14 protein-coding genes are annotated in these 14,161 nt (G+C 59.6%); 4 read left to right on the top strand and 10 right to left on the bottom strand.

What is annotated here, in order from left to right; genetic code table 11:
- Nucleotides 1-10 precede the first annotated feature (10 nt).
- Both hemA and HF955_RS15265 read right to left on the bottom strand, forming a co-directional pair.
- A complete protein-coding gene (hemA, locus tag HF955_RS15270; RefSeq protein WP_291076304.1) occupies nt 11-1,228 on the bottom strand; it encodes a 5-aminolevulinate synthase in 1,218 nt (405 codons plus the stop codon).
- 103 nt (nt 1,229-1,331) lie between these two features.
- A complete protein-coding gene (locus HF955_RS15265) occupies nt 1,332-2,123 on the bottom strand; it encodes a class II aldolase/adducin family protein (RefSeq protein ID WP_291076303.1) in 792 nt (263 codons plus the stop codon).
- A 168-nt stretch (nt 2,124-2,291) separates the two neighbouring features.
- Here HF955_RS15265 and HF955_RS15260 point away from each other — a divergent pair, with 168 nt between their 5' ends.
- Complete coding sequence (locus HF955_RS15260; RefSeq protein ID WP_027837529.1) at nt 2,292-3,056, top strand: NAD kinase; 765 nt, start codon at nt 2,292-2,294, stop codon at nt 3,054-3,056.
- A gap of 76 nt (nt 3,057-3,132) precedes the next feature.
- Nucleotides 3,133-3,696: an Hpt domain-containing protein gene (locus HF955_RS15255; protein WP_291076299.1), complete on the top strand. Its 564-nt coding sequence runs from the start codon at nt 3,133-3,135 to the stop codon at nt 3,694-3,696.
- On the opposite strand, the gene HF955_RS15250 is transcribed toward HF955_RS15255, so the two are convergent.
- Both HF955_RS15250 and HF955_RS15245 read right to left on the bottom strand, forming a co-directional pair.
- Nucleotides 3,697-4,539 carry an alpha/beta fold hydrolase gene (locus HF955_RS15250; protein WP_291076298.1) on the bottom strand — a complete coding sequence of 281 codons (843 nt, stop codon included), beginning with the start codon at nt 4,537-4,539 and terminating at the stop codon, nt 3,697-3,699. It abuts the gene before it with no gap.
- Nucleotides 4,540-4,566: 27 nt separating this feature from the next.
- Nucleotides 4,567-6,207, bottom strand: coding sequence for an alpha/beta fold hydrolase (locus HF955_RS15245; RefSeq protein ID WP_291076296.1), 1,641 nt, complete (start codon nt 6,205-6,207; stop codon nt 4,567-4,569).
- Nucleotides 6,208-6,404: 197 nt separating this feature from the next.
- Between HF955_RS15245 and HF955_RS15240 the strand changes: the two genes are divergently transcribed.
- Entirely contained in the window at nt 6,405-7,037 is a 633-nt protein-coding gene (locus tag HF955_RS15240; protein WP_291076295.1) for a TetR/AcrR family transcriptional regulator, read from the top strand.
- Between the two features lie 52 nt (nt 7,038-7,089).
- Here HF955_RS15240 and HF955_RS15235 read toward each other — a convergent pair whose 3' ends face one another.
- A complete protein-coding gene (locus tag HF955_RS15235) occupies nt 7,090-8,022 on the bottom strand; it encodes a phasin family protein (RefSeq protein ID WP_291076293.1) in 933 nt (310 codons plus the stop codon).
- Between the two features lie 143 nt (nt 8,023-8,165).
- Between HF955_RS15235 and HF955_RS15230 the strand changes: the two genes are divergently transcribed.
- Complete coding sequence (locus tag HF955_RS15230) at nt 8,166-8,867, top strand: dienelactone hydrolase family protein (protein ID WP_291076291.1); 702 nt, start codon at nt 8,166-8,168, stop codon at nt 8,865-8,867.
- Here the strand turns inward: HF955_RS15230 and phoB are convergent.
- The 5 genes from phoB to pstC are packed head-to-tail and all read right to left on the bottom strand — an operon-like array spanning nt 8,864 to nt 14,074.
- Complete coding sequence (phoB, locus tag HF955_RS15225) at nt 8,864-9,550, bottom strand: phosphate regulon transcriptional regulator PhoB (protein WP_027837533.1); 687 nt, start codon at nt 9,548-9,550, stop codon at nt 8,864-8,866. The genes HF955_RS15230 and phoB overlap by 4 nt on opposite strands.
- 26 nt (nt 9,551-9,576) lie before the next feature.
- Entirely contained in the window at nt 9,577-10,269 is a 693-nt protein-coding gene (gene phoU / locus HF955_RS15220; RefSeq protein WP_291076289.1) for a phosphate signaling complex protein PhoU, read from the bottom strand.
- A 10-nt stretch (nt 10,270-10,279) separates the two neighbouring features.
- Complete coding sequence (gene pstB / locus HF955_RS15215) at nt 10,280-11,110, bottom strand: phosphate ABC transporter ATP-binding protein PstB (RefSeq protein WP_027837535.1); 831 nt, start codon at nt 11,108-11,110, stop codon at nt 10,280-10,282.
- Nucleotides 11,110-12,666, bottom strand: coding sequence for a phosphate ABC transporter permease PstA (gene pstA, locus HF955_RS15210; RefSeq protein WP_291076286.1), 1,557 nt, complete (start codon nt 12,664-12,666; stop codon nt 11,110-11,112). The genes pstB and pstA overlap by 1 nt, the downstream gene beginning before the upstream one ends.
- Nucleotides 12,659-14,074: a phosphate ABC transporter permease subunit PstC gene (gene pstC / locus HF955_RS15205; RefSeq protein WP_291076285.1), complete on the bottom strand. Its 1,416-nt coding sequence runs from the start codon at nt 14,072-14,074 to the stop codon at nt 12,659-12,661. The genes pstA and pstC overlap by 8 nt, the downstream gene beginning before the upstream one ends.
- Between the last annotated feature and the right edge of the window lie 87 nt (nt 14,075-14,161).

Below are 14,161 nucleotides of genomic sequence, written 5' to 3'. Positions count from 1 at the left end.
AACAGGCCGCCTAGGCTGCCTTGTCGAGCCCCAGCTGCTTCCAGACGGCCAGGATCGCGGCGACCAGTTCGTCCATCATCGCTTCATCATGCACCGGGCTCGGCGTGAAGCGCAGGCGCTCGGTCCCCTTCGGGACGGTCGGGTAATTGATCGGCTGAACATAGATGCCAAAATCGAACAAAAGCGTGTCAGACAGTGCCTTGCAGCGTTCAGGATCGCCCACGAGCAATGGCACGATGTGCGTATCCGTTTCGATCATCGGCAGGCCGGCCTCACGGAATTTCTGCTTCAGCATGGCAGCATTGGCCTGGTGCTGGCGGCGCAGATTGCGGCCTTCATCGGTCCGCAGTTTCTGGATGCTGGCCAGCGCGCCGGCCGCCATGACCGGACAGGTCGATGTCGTGAAGATGAAGCCCGACGCCATCGACCGGATGGCATCAACCACGGTTTCATGGCCGGCAATGTAGCCGCCCATCACGCCATAGGCCTTGCCGAGCGTTCCCTCGATAATGTCGATCCGGTCAGCCAGATTCCACATTTCGGCAACACCGGCACCATTCTCACCATACATGCCGACCGCATGTACTTCATCGAGATAGGTCAGTGCGTTGAACTCGTCGGCGAGATCGCAAATCTCCTCCATGCGGCCGAAATCGCCGTCCATCGAATAGACGCTCTCAAACGCAATCAGCTTCGGACGGTCCGGATCATCATTCTCCATCAGGGCACGAAGATGATCGACATCATTGTGGCGGAAGATGCGACGGTCCGCGCCCGACCGGCGAATGCCTTCGATCATCGAGGCATGGTTCAGCGAGTCGGAATAGATGATCAGATCGGGCAGGATCTTTCCGAGCGTCGACAAGGTCGCCTCATTCGACACATAGCCCGACGTGAACAGGAGCGCTGATTGCTTGCCATGCAGGTCCGCGAGTTCACGCTCGAGGTCGACATGGTAGCGGGTGGTGCCGGAAATGTTGCGCGTGCCGCCGGAGCCGGCGCCGAAACTGTCGATCGCCTCGTGCATCGCATTGATGACGTGATCATCCTGGCCCATGCCAAGATAATCATTCGAACACCAGATGGTGACTTCCCGCTCGCCGTCCTCGAACCGTGCCGTAGCTTTCGGAAACCTGCCCTTGTGACGGTGCAGGTCCACGAAAACCCGGTAACGGCCTTCGCCATGAATGGAATTGAGGGCGTCCTCGAAGGCCTTCAGATGCTTCATCTGTCTACTTCCCGATCTCTTCCGAGCCTACATAATGGCCGAAACGGCAATTGATAATGGCTCCATACGTCGCGGACCGCTTTTGTCGCATAGGGGAAACCCCTTAGGCGTCATAGCCCGGCATCTGGCGGTCCAGTTTGCGCAGCAGCGCAGGCCAGATCAGTTTCTCCGTGATCATGTTCATGCCGGAACTGTGTTCCGTCATTCCGCCCTGACCGGCAACCTTCTCCTGCAGATCGGATTCACATTCCAGCACGCCATCTCTTCCGGCCGACAGGGCCATGATCTGCATATTGCAGGCGCGCTCGAGGAAGAACATGCGGGTGAAGGCAGACGCAGCCGTGTCGCCGATGGTCAGCGTGCCGTGATTGCGAAGGAGCATGGAGTGCTTTTTCGGACCAAGGTCGGCCACGAGCCGCTCGCGTTCATCGAGATCAAGCGCAATGCCTTCATAGTCATGATAGGACACATCCTCCCGCACGATCATTGCGGTCTGGCTGAGCGGCATCAACCCTTCCTTCTGGGACGACACGGCCACCCCCTGATCCGTATGAAGGTGAATCACCACTTTGGCATCCTCGCGCGCATCATGGATCGCCGAGTGGATGGTAAACCCTGCCGGATTGATGAAGTGATCGGTCTCCTGCACGACATTGCCTTCCAGATCGACCTTTACCAGAGAAGATGCCGTGATCTCCTCGAAGAAGTGACCATAGGGATTGATCAGGAAATGGTGGTCCGGGCCGGGCACACGGTGGGAAATGTGCGTGAAGATCATGTCATCCCAGCCATGCAGGGCGACCAGTCGGTAGAGTGCCGCAAGGTCCACGCGGGCCTGCCACTCTTCTGCGGTTACTGCGGACCGGATGTCTGGTTTCTGTGCGCCGTCGGCCATGATCGTATCTCCCTTGTCGTTCTGGCGACAATTTAGCGGAAAAGGCGATATCAGGCCAGAAAAAGCTGACGCCCGCGTCACGAAGCTGTCTGCCGGCCATTTTGCTGAGGCCGCCCGTTCCGCAAACCGCCTTGACGCCAACCCCTCCGGCAAAGCAGATGAGCCCCCATGAATGGAATGCGCTTACACTTTTACGCGTCAAAACGCCCGGAGGCGCAGGACGCCTGGTCTGTCCTGACGAAACGCTATGGCCAGTGTGACGAGGAAGATGCGGACGTCATCGTGGCGCTGGGAGGCGACGGCGCCATGCTGGACTCGCTGCGCCGGCAATTCGAGGGGGGCAAGCCGGTCTACGGCATGAACCGTGGCACGGTTGGCTTCCTGATGAACGAGTTCGGGACAGACGATTTGCCCGATCGCATAAACGCGGCCGAACGCGCGGTGATCTCCCCGCTCCGCATGATCGTGCGCGACGTGCATGATCAGGAACATCGTGCCCTGGCCATCAATGAAGTCTCGATGTTCCGGCAGACCGCCCAGACCTCTCGCCTGCAGATCACGGTAGACGGCAAGATCCGGATGACGGAACTCGCCTGCGACGGATTGATGGTGGCAACTCCTGCCGGATCGACTGCCTACAATCTGTCGGCTCATGGCCCGATCCTGCCGATCGGGGCCGGTCTGCTGGCGCTTACACCCGTCAGCGCATTCCGGCCAAGGAGATGGAAGGGCGCGCTGCTTCGCCGGGACGCGCATGTCCGGATTGATGTCGTTGCTCCGGTCCTGCGGCCGGTCGCGGCTGCAGCAGACAATCAGGAAGTACGCGACGTGGTCAGTGTGGATGTGCAGGAAGACCGCAGGCGCCTCACCATGCTCTTCGATCCGGGGCACGCCCTTGATGAACGCATCCTGCGCGAGCAGTTTGGTTTCTAGAACGATTTCAGTGTTCTTTGGTCAGTAAAACGTTAAGCCTTCGACGCTAGGGTGGTTCCAAATACAGGAATACACCATGCTCAAGGCTTTGATTGGCAAGCTGAAACCCAGCTCCGGCTCCCCCTCTTCCTCGTCAACGGCACCGGTTACCCCGGACATCAGTCGCGTGATCAAGCTGACCCCGGCTACATCGCCCCCGGAAGGTATTGAAGACACGCAGGACAACGGACACGATCCAGACGAGTTGGGCAATCGCGCAGAAGCGGCTGTGGACGGCCTTGCCTCGCAATTCGATGCCTGGATGCAAGCCGATCTCGACCGCCTCAAGACTGCCTGGGTCGCCGCCCAGTCCGACACGGCTGGTCTTGCCGACTACAAGATGCTGGAAACCTGCGCCCACAATATTCGTGGCGTGGCCACATCCTACGGATATCCGGCAATTTCCCGCTTGTGCGGCTCGCTTTGCACTCTCGTTGCGAAGTCCGAACCCGGAGAGAATGTCGCGCTGATCAATTTGCATGTTGAAGCCTGCGCAGCGGCGTTCAGTTCAATTGGTCGGGGGGATGCAGCGCAATCTGTTGCGGACGCCGTATGTGATGCCCTGGAAGAGCGCGTCGCCGTCAAGACTTCCGCGACCTGATCACGCCGCGGCGATGCCTTCCGACATGTGTTCGGACAGGAAACTCCGGATGACCTGACCGGTCTCCCCTGCGCGCGTGACAAGGAAAAGATGCCCCCCCTTCTCGATGACATGAAGGCGCGCATCTGGAAGCCCGGCCCTGAGTATCCGTCCGTTCACGAGCGGCACGATTGTGTCCCGATCCCCCATGATGACCAATGACGGCATGTTCAGGAAGCGGATGAATGGCAGGCTGGTCCACCCGGCGAATGCCAGCAATTGATAGATATAGCCCTTCGGGTCCGGGGGCATCAGATTGTCTATGTGACGGCCTGCCTCCCCCTCTACAGCCTCGCCATACAGGCTCTCGAAACTCTGGCGCATGAAGTCGGGGTCGGTATAGCGACGCGCGTCCACCATCTTGGTCAGGGACTTTGGGTGTCCCGGAATCATCGTCACGCCAGCGCTTGTCGCACACAGGACCAGACGCTGGACACGGTTGCGATACTGGAAGGCGAATTGCTGGGCCAGCGCGCCGCCCCAGGACACGCCCATGACATCGACAGCGCCAATACCGTTGCGGTCCAGAAGCTTGCGCGTCCAGCGCGCCAGCATCCACGGTCGGTATGGCCATCGCGTAACGTCGCTGCCCCCGACGCCCGGAACGTCAAACGTGAAAATTTCGCGATCCGGAAACATGTCCCCAAGACCAGCCGTGAGCTCCAAATTCGCACCGATCCCGTTGAAGAAGAGCAATGTTGGCTGTGTCTCCGGACCGTCCAAAGCCCAATGAGCTGTCCGCAGGCGCAAGCCGTCCAGTTCCTGCATGGAAATCTCTGGGTGACGGTCTGGCTTGCTCTTCATGGGCCCCTACTCCGGTACAACAGGGCTTCACTCGTCGAAAACGTAGCGGCCCGGCGCCTCATAGAGAGGGGGAAAGGCATCGCTTCCGCAAGCCTCGGGCGCAGTTTTCAATGCGCCGGACCGAGCCTTCAGCCACGCTCCCCAGACAGGCCACCAGCTGCCCGTCTCTTCACGTGCGCCAGCAAGCCATGCTTCGGGCTCCGATGGTCGTTCGCCATTCCGGAACATGCGTGCCTTCGGGTTTCCCGGTGGGTTCAGGAGGGACTGGATATGCCCGCTCGACGACAAAACGAACTCGACATTCTGCGAGCCGAGGAGCCCGAGGGTTCTGTAGCAAGCCTTCCATGGGGTTATATGGTCCGTCATTCCCCCAACGACGAATGCGTCAGCGGTCACCTTCGACAAATCCAGCGGATGGCCAGCGACATCAAACTCACCGGGGTGATCGAAGGGCTGGTTCAGTCCGATGTCCAGATAGTCGGAATGGAGCTGGGCCGTCAGATTGGTGGAATCATTGTTCCAGAACAGGATGTCAAAGGGCGGCGGATCCTCGCCCAGAAGGTAATTGTTGACGACATAATTCCAGATCAGATCATTCGGGCGCATCCACGCAAACATGCGTGCGAGATCCTTGCCCTTCAGGATTCCTTTCCGGCGGGAATAGGCGCGAGCGACTTCGAGACTGTGGTCGGATGCAATCTGTCCGAGTTCACTGTCATCCCGCTGGGGGTTGAGCACACAGACCATGAAGGTCAGACTGTTGATCCTGTCATCGCCTGCAGCGGACAGGAGGCTGGCAAGGACCGCAGCCGTGATCCCGCCGGAGCAGGCCCCGGCCACATTAATCCTACCGGACCCGGTCACCTTGCGGATTACCGCGCTGGCCTGGATCAACGCATCCACATATTCCCGCATGCCCCAGTCGGCATGCTCCTTTTGCGGGTTTCGCCAGGACAGCACAAATGTCTGCAATTCCTGCGCCCGCAGGAACCGGACCATCGATGTGGCCGGCGACAGGTCCATGGCGTAGAACTTGTTGATCTGTGGTGGAACGATCAGCACAGGTGTTTGATGTACCTTGTCCGTATTCGGCTCATACTGGATCAGCTCGAGCAGTTCATTCTTCCAGATCACCTTGCCCCGGGACGTCGCCAGATTTCGCCCGACCTTGAACGGTCGCTTGTCGACCTGGCTCGGCAGACCATCATTCCGGGTCAGGTCCGAATAGGCATTCTGAAGGCCCCGCAACAGCGATAGCCCGCCCGTCTCGACCATGCGTCGGTTGGCGTCCGGATTGCCGATGAAGGTGTTTGTCGGGGCGGCAGCATCCAGCAGCATGCGGGTCATGAACCTGGCGCGGGCATGTTCAAGTTCCGACATGCTGAGATTTTCGACCCAGTCCTGAACATGCTCCTGAGTTGCCAGATAGGCCTGCATGCCGCGGCGATAGAATGGATTCTCGCGCCATGCCGGGTTCTGGAAACGGCGGTCGCGCGGGTCAGCCTGTCGATCCGACTGGCCCATGAGGATACGGGCGCTGTCCGTCGCCATCCGGCTGGCGGCCTTGGCTGTCGAGACGGGGTTGGACATGGATGCCCGCAGCATCATGGCCACCGCCCCGACCAGTTCTTCGGTATCGAATTCAGCCATCAGCGGATGGGGCGGCATGAAATCACCTCCCCTTGCACGACGTTCGGCCCACCGCAGGAGCCCACTTGATTGATTATTCTACCCTTCATGACGGTCTCCACCCCAACCGAAACATAGATCTTACTGCTCTTTCGTATTCGGAAAGAGTATCCTTCAAAATTTCAAATAAAATTCGTTTCATAGTGAGAATTGCGTGTCAAACTGCCGGTCGACCCATGAAAACCCGCGACCGCATACTTCATGTCAGCCTGCTGCTCTTCAACGAAGAGGGCGAGTCCCACCAGACGGCCGTCGACATATCCAATGCGCTGGATATCAGCCCGGGCAATCTCTACTACCATTTCAAGGGCAAGGACGCGATCATCCGTACGCTCTTTGACCGTCACGATGCAGAAATGAAAATCATCCTGAACGGTGCCAGAGGCCGTCTGGCGCAGATCGAGGACAGCTGGATCTATCTCTACATCCTGCTCGAAGAAATTTACGATTTTCGCTTCTTCTATCGCGATCTCGGCCTGCTGCTGGATCGGTATCCCGATCTTGCGGTGCGGTTCCGGGGGATCACCGGGCAGATGCGCCACGCTCTGGTGGACATGTTCGACGAATTGACGGCCGGGTCTGTCCTGCGGCTTGATCCCCGCCTGCGGGATGTCCTGACCGACCAGGTCATGACCACCCTGACCTTCTGGCTGGCAGAAGACCGTCTGAATACGGAGCGGCATGATGGCCCCAGCCTGATCCACAAGACAGTGCTCCAGGTCATGTGCCTCCTGCCGCCCTATATGGGGGAAGAGGGCGTGGATGCGCTGGCCGGCCTGTTCGAACATTATGATCGCGTGACCGCATGAAAAAGGCGGCCGTCACGCGGCCGCCCTGATCACAATACCCGGTTTGCGCAGTTTACTTCATCAGGGCCCGCGCCTGCTTGACCCAGCCATCCCGCACGATCCGGCCCCTGGCCATGATTTTCGCATCAAGCGCGTCAATGTCGGCCTTTTTCAGCGCTGCGATCTGGGCAAAGCTGGTAATGCCCGCAGCCTTGAGCTTGGCGGCGAAGGCCGGACCGACTCCTGTCATGCGGGTGAAGTCATCCACACTTGCCTGTCTGGTCGCCGGCTTCGGTTTGGCGGCGGGCTTTTCCGGAGACTCCGCCGGCTTCGTCATTGCCGCCTGAACGGCCTTGCTTGTGCGGGTAACGGCCTTCTTGCCCGACTTGGCCAGGTCAGCGCCGGTTTCGGTCGCCACCGCCTCGATCTCTTCGGTCAGGCGCGTGATGCGCTGCTTCAGATCATTTGTGCGTGCCTTGGACTTTGACCGGGCCTTGGAGACGGTTTCAGCGACTTCGTCCTCCAGCTTGTCCAGTTTCGCGGCCAGCTTGCTGCCCTTCTTGCCAAGGCCCTTCACGCCCAGCAGGTCGCGCATGCGCTCCATGCGGGCTTCGAACTCGTCGCGCGCCTGGGTCTGGAATTCGCGAGCAGCTTCGGCATATTTCGCAGCGCTCTTCGTGGCGGATTTCATCGCCTCATTGTCCTCGACACGGGCGCGGACATCCTTCTCGATTGCTTCACCCCGCTTGACGAGATCCTCGAACAGTTCGGTGGACTGCTTGTTGAAGGCCTTGGTATTCGCGATCGCCGTATCATAGGCCTTGCCGTACGCGCCAACGCCGGCCAGCCAGATCTTGTGGGCCATGTCGGCCGTGTTGAGGTCGGGCGCGACGGTCGTCTTTCCGGCCTTGCCAGTCTTCTTGGCCTTGGACGATTTCTTTGCCGTCTTGCCGGATTTCGCTTCCGCCGGTTTCGGGGCGGTCTTCTTGTCTTTCTTCTTCGCCATGAATGCCTCCAGGGAGTTGGATGTATCGATGGTTCTGAAGGTACAGGATAATCCTAGAATCCTCATACTAATCCCGACAGGCCTTGAAACCGGGAGACGAATGCCCTGTATCAGGCAGACACCCACCGAAGGAGAGAAATGACATGAGCGCAGTTGATTACACGGTCGACGGGAAGACCTTTGAAGGCTTCTTCCTGCGTCCAAAAGGCAAGGACGTCGCCCCGGTCGTCATCATCGCCCATGCCTGGGGCGGCCTTGGCGATAATGAACGGGAGAAAGCCGCACGCGTGGCCGAGATGGGCTATGCCGCTTTTGCAATCGACGTTTACGGCAAAGGCAAGCGCGGGACTACGGTCGAAGAGAACCAGGCCCTGATGAATCCGCTGGTCGAGGATCGTGCGGAGCTTCAGAAACGTCTTGCCGGTGGCCTTGCCGCCGCAAAGCAGCAGGTGGGTGTCGACCCGAAGAAAGCCGCCGCCATCGGGTTCTGCTTTGGTGGCCTCTGCGTGCTGGACATGGCTCGCGCCAATCAGGATGTTCTGGGCGTTGCCTCATTCCACGGCCTGTTCCGTCCGGCCGAGAACCTGCCTGCCCCGAAGATCACCGCCAAGGTATTGATGGAGCATGGCTGGCACGACCCGATGGCCACGCCGGAGGATGTGATGGCCGTGACGAAGGAAATGGACGCTGCTGGCGCGGACTGGCAACTCCACGTCCACGGCAATTCCATGCACTCCTTCACCACGCTGGGCGCAGACAACAAGGAGATGGGCACGGTCTACAATGCTGATGCAGACCGGCGCAGCTTCGAAAACCTCGAAAGCTTCCTGGCGGAACTCTTTTAGTCGGCGCGCAGCGCATATCCGGCGGAACGGACGGTCCGGATCGGATCGTCCCCGCCTTCCTGACGCAGGGCCTTCCGCAGGCGCCCGACATGCACGTCAACCGTGCGCGCCTCGACATAGACGTCCGATCCCCAGACCGTGTCCAGAAGCTGTTCGCGTGAGAACACGCGCCCCGGATGCTGCATGAAATAGTCGAGCAGGCGGAATTCCGTCGGGCCGAGATGGATGTCCTGACCATTGCGGGCCACCTTGTGGGCGACGCGGTCGATCTCGATGTCCCCCACCGTGATCTTGTCATCCTTCAGGCCCGGACGAATCCGGCGCAGCACCGCCCGGACACGGGCCATGAGTTCGGTGGTCGAGAAGGGCTTGGTGACATAATCGTCGGCGCCGGTATCAAGACCGCGGATCCGGTCACTTTCCTCACCGCGCGCCGTCAGCATGATGATCGGCAGGTTGGGATTGGCACCCCCGCTGCGAATCCGACGGCACACCTCGATCCCGCTGACCTTGGGCAACATCCAGTCGAGCAGAAGCAGGTCCGGCGCGCGCTCCTCGATCATGAGCATGGCTTCCTCGCCATCCCCCGCAATCGCGACCTCGTAGTCTTCCTTCTTCAAATTGTAGAAGAGCAGTTCCGAGACGGCGCTTTCGTCTTCAGCGATGAGTACGTAAGGCTTCATGACAGATCCTCTCGTGCCGCGTCCATTCAGACGCCGGTATTCGGCGATTTCGGGCGCTCATGGGGCACCAGATATTCGCCAGTGATTTGAAAGTAAATAAATTCCGCGATGTTCGTGCAGTGATCACCGATGCGTTCGAGATTCTTTGCCATGAACAGCATGTGTGCCCCGGCACCGATCATGCGTGGGTCCTCGATCATGTAGGTGATCATTTCACGAAACAGCGAATTGTAGTGTTGGTCGATGTCGTCGTCGCTCTCCCAGACGGTCTTGGCTGCCTCGGCGCTGCTGGTTGCATACGCATCCAGGACCGAATTGAGCTGCAGGGAGACAGGACGGGCCATCCGTGCGACGCCATTGCGCATGTTCGAGGGAACGGCATCGTCGAGCATCAGGGTGCGCTTGCCGATATTCTTCGACAAATCTCCGATCCGCTCCAGTTCGCCGGCAGTCTTGAGGGCTGCGAAGACGGAGCGGAGGTCATGCGCCATCGGCTGGCGGCGGGCGATGAGGCTGACGATCTGGCGTTCGACCTCCTCTTCCAGTCGGTCAACACCGGCATCGCGCGCGATGACCTCCTTGGCCAACTGGATGTCGTTCCGGTCAACCGCCGCGCAGGAGTCCAGGATCATCGTCTCGACGATGCCGCCCATGCGCATCAGATCCGCCGCGATCTTGTCGAGTTCGTCTGTAAATGCAGAGACGATATGATCTGCCATGAGGACTCCCTTAGCCGAACCGGCCGGTGATATAGTCTTCCGTGCGGCGTTCGCGCGGACTTGTGAAAATCTGGTCTGTGTCCCCCATCTCCACCAGATGGCCGAGATGGAAAAAGGCGGTGCGTTGCGAAACCCGTGCCGCCTGCTGCATCGAATGGGTCACGATGACGATGCAATAGCGCTTGCGCAATTCATCGATCAATTCCTCGATCCGCGCCGTCGCGATGGGATCCAGCGAAGAACAGGGTTCATCCATCAGGATCACTTCCGGGCGGACGGCGATGGCGCGTGCGATGCACAGGCGTTGCTGCTGCCCCCCCGACAGACTGGTCCCGGGCTGGGTCAGGCGATCCTTCACCTCGTCCCACAGGCCGGCCCGGCGGAGGCTTTTCTCGACAATCGCATCAAGCTCATGCCGGTCATCCACCAGGCCGTGAATGCGGGGCCCGTAGGCGATGTTGTCATAGATCGATTTCGGGAATGGATTGGGCTTCTGGAACACCATGCCGACACGGGACCGCAACAGGACCGGGTCCACATCCGGCGAGTTGATATTCTCGCCGTCCATATAGATCTCGCCGGATACCCGTGCCCCGTCGATCGTGTCGTTCATTCGGTTCAGGCATCGCAGGAATGTGGACTTGCCACAGCCGGAAGGCCCGATCAGCGCCGTCACGGAGCGATCGAAGACAGGCAGGGAAACATCGTAGACGGCCTGCTTGCCATTATAAAAGACGCTGACATTCTGACAGTCGATGCGCGGGTAAACGAGGTCACGGCTTGAATCGGCGCCCTCCCCCGTCAGGGCTGGATCATGTTTTGACTGGGTCGTCGTGTCCATCACCATCTCCGCTCGAATCGACGTCGCAACAGAACGACGATCAAATTCATGACTACCAGTATCGACAAAAGGATCACGATGACAGCCGCCGTCATCGGCTCCCAGGCCCGTTCCGCATTCGATGCCCAACTGTAGATCAGCACAGGCAGGGCTGTCGCCTCGTCCGTGGTCGAGGACGGCACCTCGGCAACAAATGCCACCATGCCGATCAATAGCAGCGGCGCTGTCTCGCCCAGCGCCCGCGCCATGCCCAGGATCGCTCCCGTCAGCATACCTGGCAAAGCCAGAGGCAGGACATGATGGAAAACCGCCTGCATCCGGGACGCGCCGACCGCCAGAGCGCCACTGCGAATGGACGGCGGCACAGCCCGCAAGGCCGCGCGTGCCGCAATGATCACGACGGGCAGGATCAGCAGCGCCAGAACCAGTCCCCCGACCAGCGGGGCCGAACGCGGAAGTCCGAACGTGCCAAGCAAAAGCGTCGCCCCCAGCAGGCCGAAGACGATTGATGGCACGGCCGCCAGATTGTTGATGTTCACTTCGATCAGCTGGGTCAGTCGATTTCGCGGTGCGAATTCCTCCAGGAAGATTGCCGCGAAGATCCCGATCGGAATGGCGACCGATGCCGTTACCAGCAATGTGAGCAGAGAGCCGACAATGGCAGCCAGAGATCCTGCCAGTTCCGGATAGGTGCTGTCTGTGCGCGTCAGCAGGCTGCCATGCGGCACACGCTGGATCACTCCGGCGGATTTCAGAGACAAAGCCCAGGCAATCTGTTGGTCCGAAATGGCCCGCCGCGACTCCGAGGAAGGCAGGATAAAGATCCGCAAGGGCTCAGCCTGAAATGGTTCTGCCGTCCCTGCGAGCAATTCCAGATCGACTGTTTCCCCTGACAGGCCTGTCATCCTGGCAACACTCTGTCCTGCCATGATGATCACGGAAGGCACCTCATCACCGGCCAGAGCCGCAAGCTTTGCCTCCACCTGTCCGAGCGCGCGATGCCGCAACCGAAGGCCCTGCTCTGCCTCGATCGGTTCCCCCGGGCCAAGCCGCATCAGAATTACCCGCGGAGCCGCGCGCTTGAGGAACATATCCACATCATCCGAGACCGGAATATTGACCATGACGCTCTGGCCAATAAGCGAAGGGGTCTCCGCGACCCGGCGTGCCAGAGGCAGAACCGCCAGTCGGTCAACCAGGGCATTGAATTCCTGTCGCGCCTGAACCGTTTCCGCAGCACGCGGGAATAGCGACGAAAGATCGTCGCGAAGCAGGGAATAGAACCCCTCGATATTGCGGGTAATCTCGCCGGGCGACGCATTGCCGTCGGGAACAATTCGTTCCGGAACCAATTTAATTTCCGTCTTGACCACATGGTATGTAGCTGCCCCTGTCGCCTTCCAGGCAATTGCCCCCATCAGAAAAACAAGAGACAGCAGCGCGAACCCCAGCGCACACAAGCCATAGGCACGAAATCTTGCGTCCGCCGCGCGGCGACTGCGCAACCTCTTGAGTGCCTGTTCCGTCTGGAAGGTCGGTTTGGGAGAACTAGTCATATTTCTCCCTGTAACGTTGCACCACGCGCAGGGCGATGAGGTTGAAGCAGAGTGTCACGGCAAACAGGACGAGTCCCAATGCGAAAGCTGACAAGGTTTTCGGACTGTCGAACTGGGTCTCACCTGTCAGCAAGGCCACGATCTGTACGGTTATCGTGGTCAGATCCGTCGACGGGTCAAAGGAGATACGCGCCCTCTGGCCTGCTGCCATGACCACGATCATCGTCTCACCGATGGCACGCGACACTGCCAGCAGCATCGACGCCACGATTCCCGGCAACGCGGCCGGCAGGATGATCTGCTTGATTGTTTCAGACTTGGTGGCCCCCATGGCGAAAGCCGCATCCCGCAATGTGCCAGGTACGGCGTTGATCACATCATCCGACAGGGATGACACAAACGGTATGACCATCACGCCCATGACAAGACCTGCTGCCAGTGCACTGGTGGGCTGCGCTGCCAGAAGTGGCTCGGACCGCAAGCCGGCTTCTATCAGAAAACTGTTCACCCCGAGCGAGGCCGCCCGGACGGCAGGCGCAATCACAAGCAAGGCGAAGAAGCCATAGACCACGGTCGGAATGCCAGCCAGCATTTCCAGAAGCGGTTTTGCAAGGCGTCGCGTTCGGGGCGACGCGTATTCGGAAAGGTAGATCGCCGAGAACAGCCCGACCGGCGCGGCGACGAACATGGCAATGAGCGCAATCATGAACGTGCCGAAGAACAGCGGCAGTGCGCCAAATTCCGCGCTGGTCTGAGCGTTCCAGTGCAAGCCGAACAGGAAATCGGTGATCGGCACCTTCGAGAAGAAGCGGAGACTTTCGTAAAGCAGCGACGCCACGATGCCGACCGTGGTTGCAATGGCGATGGCGGCGCAAAGAAACAGGAACACTTCTGCCCCGCGCTCCACCTTGATACGCGCCCTGAAGGCAGGCGCCACGCGACTGCGGGCATAGGAGATCCCGGCTATCGCCGCGCCGATCATGGAGACCAGTGTGATCGCCTTCAGCCCGCCGGAAAGCTCGAGATAGCGTGCGGTCACCGTGGCAAATATCCGGTCCGCACCGGAATAGCCGCCGGTACCTGCAGCATTCGCAACAGCCTCGAGATAGGATTGCAGCTCTGCCGCAGACAATTCATGGAAAGCTGACGGCAATTCGCCGCTCAGAACATGGAACAGGGCCGATTGGGAGAAAAGCGCGTAAAAAGTGGCAATCAGCAATGGAGGGACAAACCCCCACATTGCCACATAGTAACCATGGTAATTGCCGCGCGAATGGAATCTGTGGCCGCCGGCCACCATGTACCGCTCAGCCCGTACGCGTCCGATCGAGAATCCGGTTGTCACCACGAATACGATCAGCGCGGTCAGCAACCATCCCATCGGTAGTTGGCCGAGCTGCTGCACCATTCAGGCGGTCCCTTTCCATCCGCGCCCAGATAGCCGCGCAAAGCTACACTTATATGACATAACTCTGTGGAAATTCATGTAACAGGA

This window comes from Hyphomonas sp. (assembly GCF_017792385.1).
Classification (GTDB): domain Bacteria; phylum Pseudomonadota; class Alphaproteobacteria; order Caulobacterales; family Hyphomonadaceae; genus Hyphomonas.
Note: the sequence above shows the minus strand (reverse complement) of the source record. Positions and strands in the feature narration are given on the sequence as shown.

Coding starts and splice junctions, on each gene's coding strand:
- hemA (WP_291076304.1), bottom strand. CDS start 1,228: ATGAAGCATCTGAAGGCCTTCGAGGACGCCCTCAATTCCATTCATGGC.
- HF955_RS15265 (WP_291076303.1), bottom strand. CDS start 2,123: ATGGCCGACGGCGCACAGAAACCAGACATCCGGTCCGCAGTAACCGCA.
- HF955_RS15260 (WP_027837529.1), top strand. CDS start 2,292: ATGAATGGAATGCGCTTACACTTTTACGCGTCAAAACGCCCGGAGGCG.
- HF955_RS15255 (WP_291076299.1), top strand. CDS start 3,133: ATGCTCAAGGCTTTGATTGGCAAGCTGAAACCCAGCTCCGGCTCCCCC.
- HF955_RS15250 (WP_291076298.1), bottom strand. CDS start 4,539: ATGAAGAGCAAGCCAGACCGTCACCCAGAGATTTCCATGCAGGAACTG.
- HF955_RS15245 (WP_291076296.1), bottom strand. CDS start 6,207: ATGCCGCCCCATCCGCTGATGGCTGAATTCGATACCGAAGAACTGGTC.
- HF955_RS15240 (WP_291076295.1), top strand. CDS start 6,405: ATGAAAACCCGCGACCGCATACTTCATGTCAGCCTGCTGCTCTTCAAC.
- HF955_RS15235 (WP_291076293.1), bottom strand. CDS start 8,022: ATGGCGAAGAAGAAAGACAAGAAGACCGCCCCGAAACCGGCGGAAGCG.
- HF955_RS15230 (WP_291076291.1), top strand. CDS start 8,166: ATGAGCGCAGTTGATTACACGGTCGACGGGAAGACCTTTGAAGGCTTC.
- phoB (WP_027837533.1), bottom strand. CDS start 9,550: ATGAAGCCTTACGTACTCATCGCTGAAGACGAAAGCGCCGTCTCGGAA.
- phoU (WP_291076289.1), bottom strand. CDS start 10,269: ATGGCAGATCATATCGTCTCTGCATTTACAGACGAACTCGACAAGATC.
- pstB (WP_027837535.1), bottom strand. CDS start 11,110: ATGGACACGACGACCCAGTCAAAACATGATCCAGCCCTGACGGGGGAG.
- pstA (WP_291076286.1), bottom strand. CDS start 12,666: ATGACTAGTTCTCCCAAACCGACCTTCCAGACGGAACAGGCACTCAAG.
- pstC (WP_291076285.1), bottom strand. CDS start 14,074: ATGGTGCAGCAGCTCGGCCAACTACCGATGGGATGGTTGCTGACCGCG.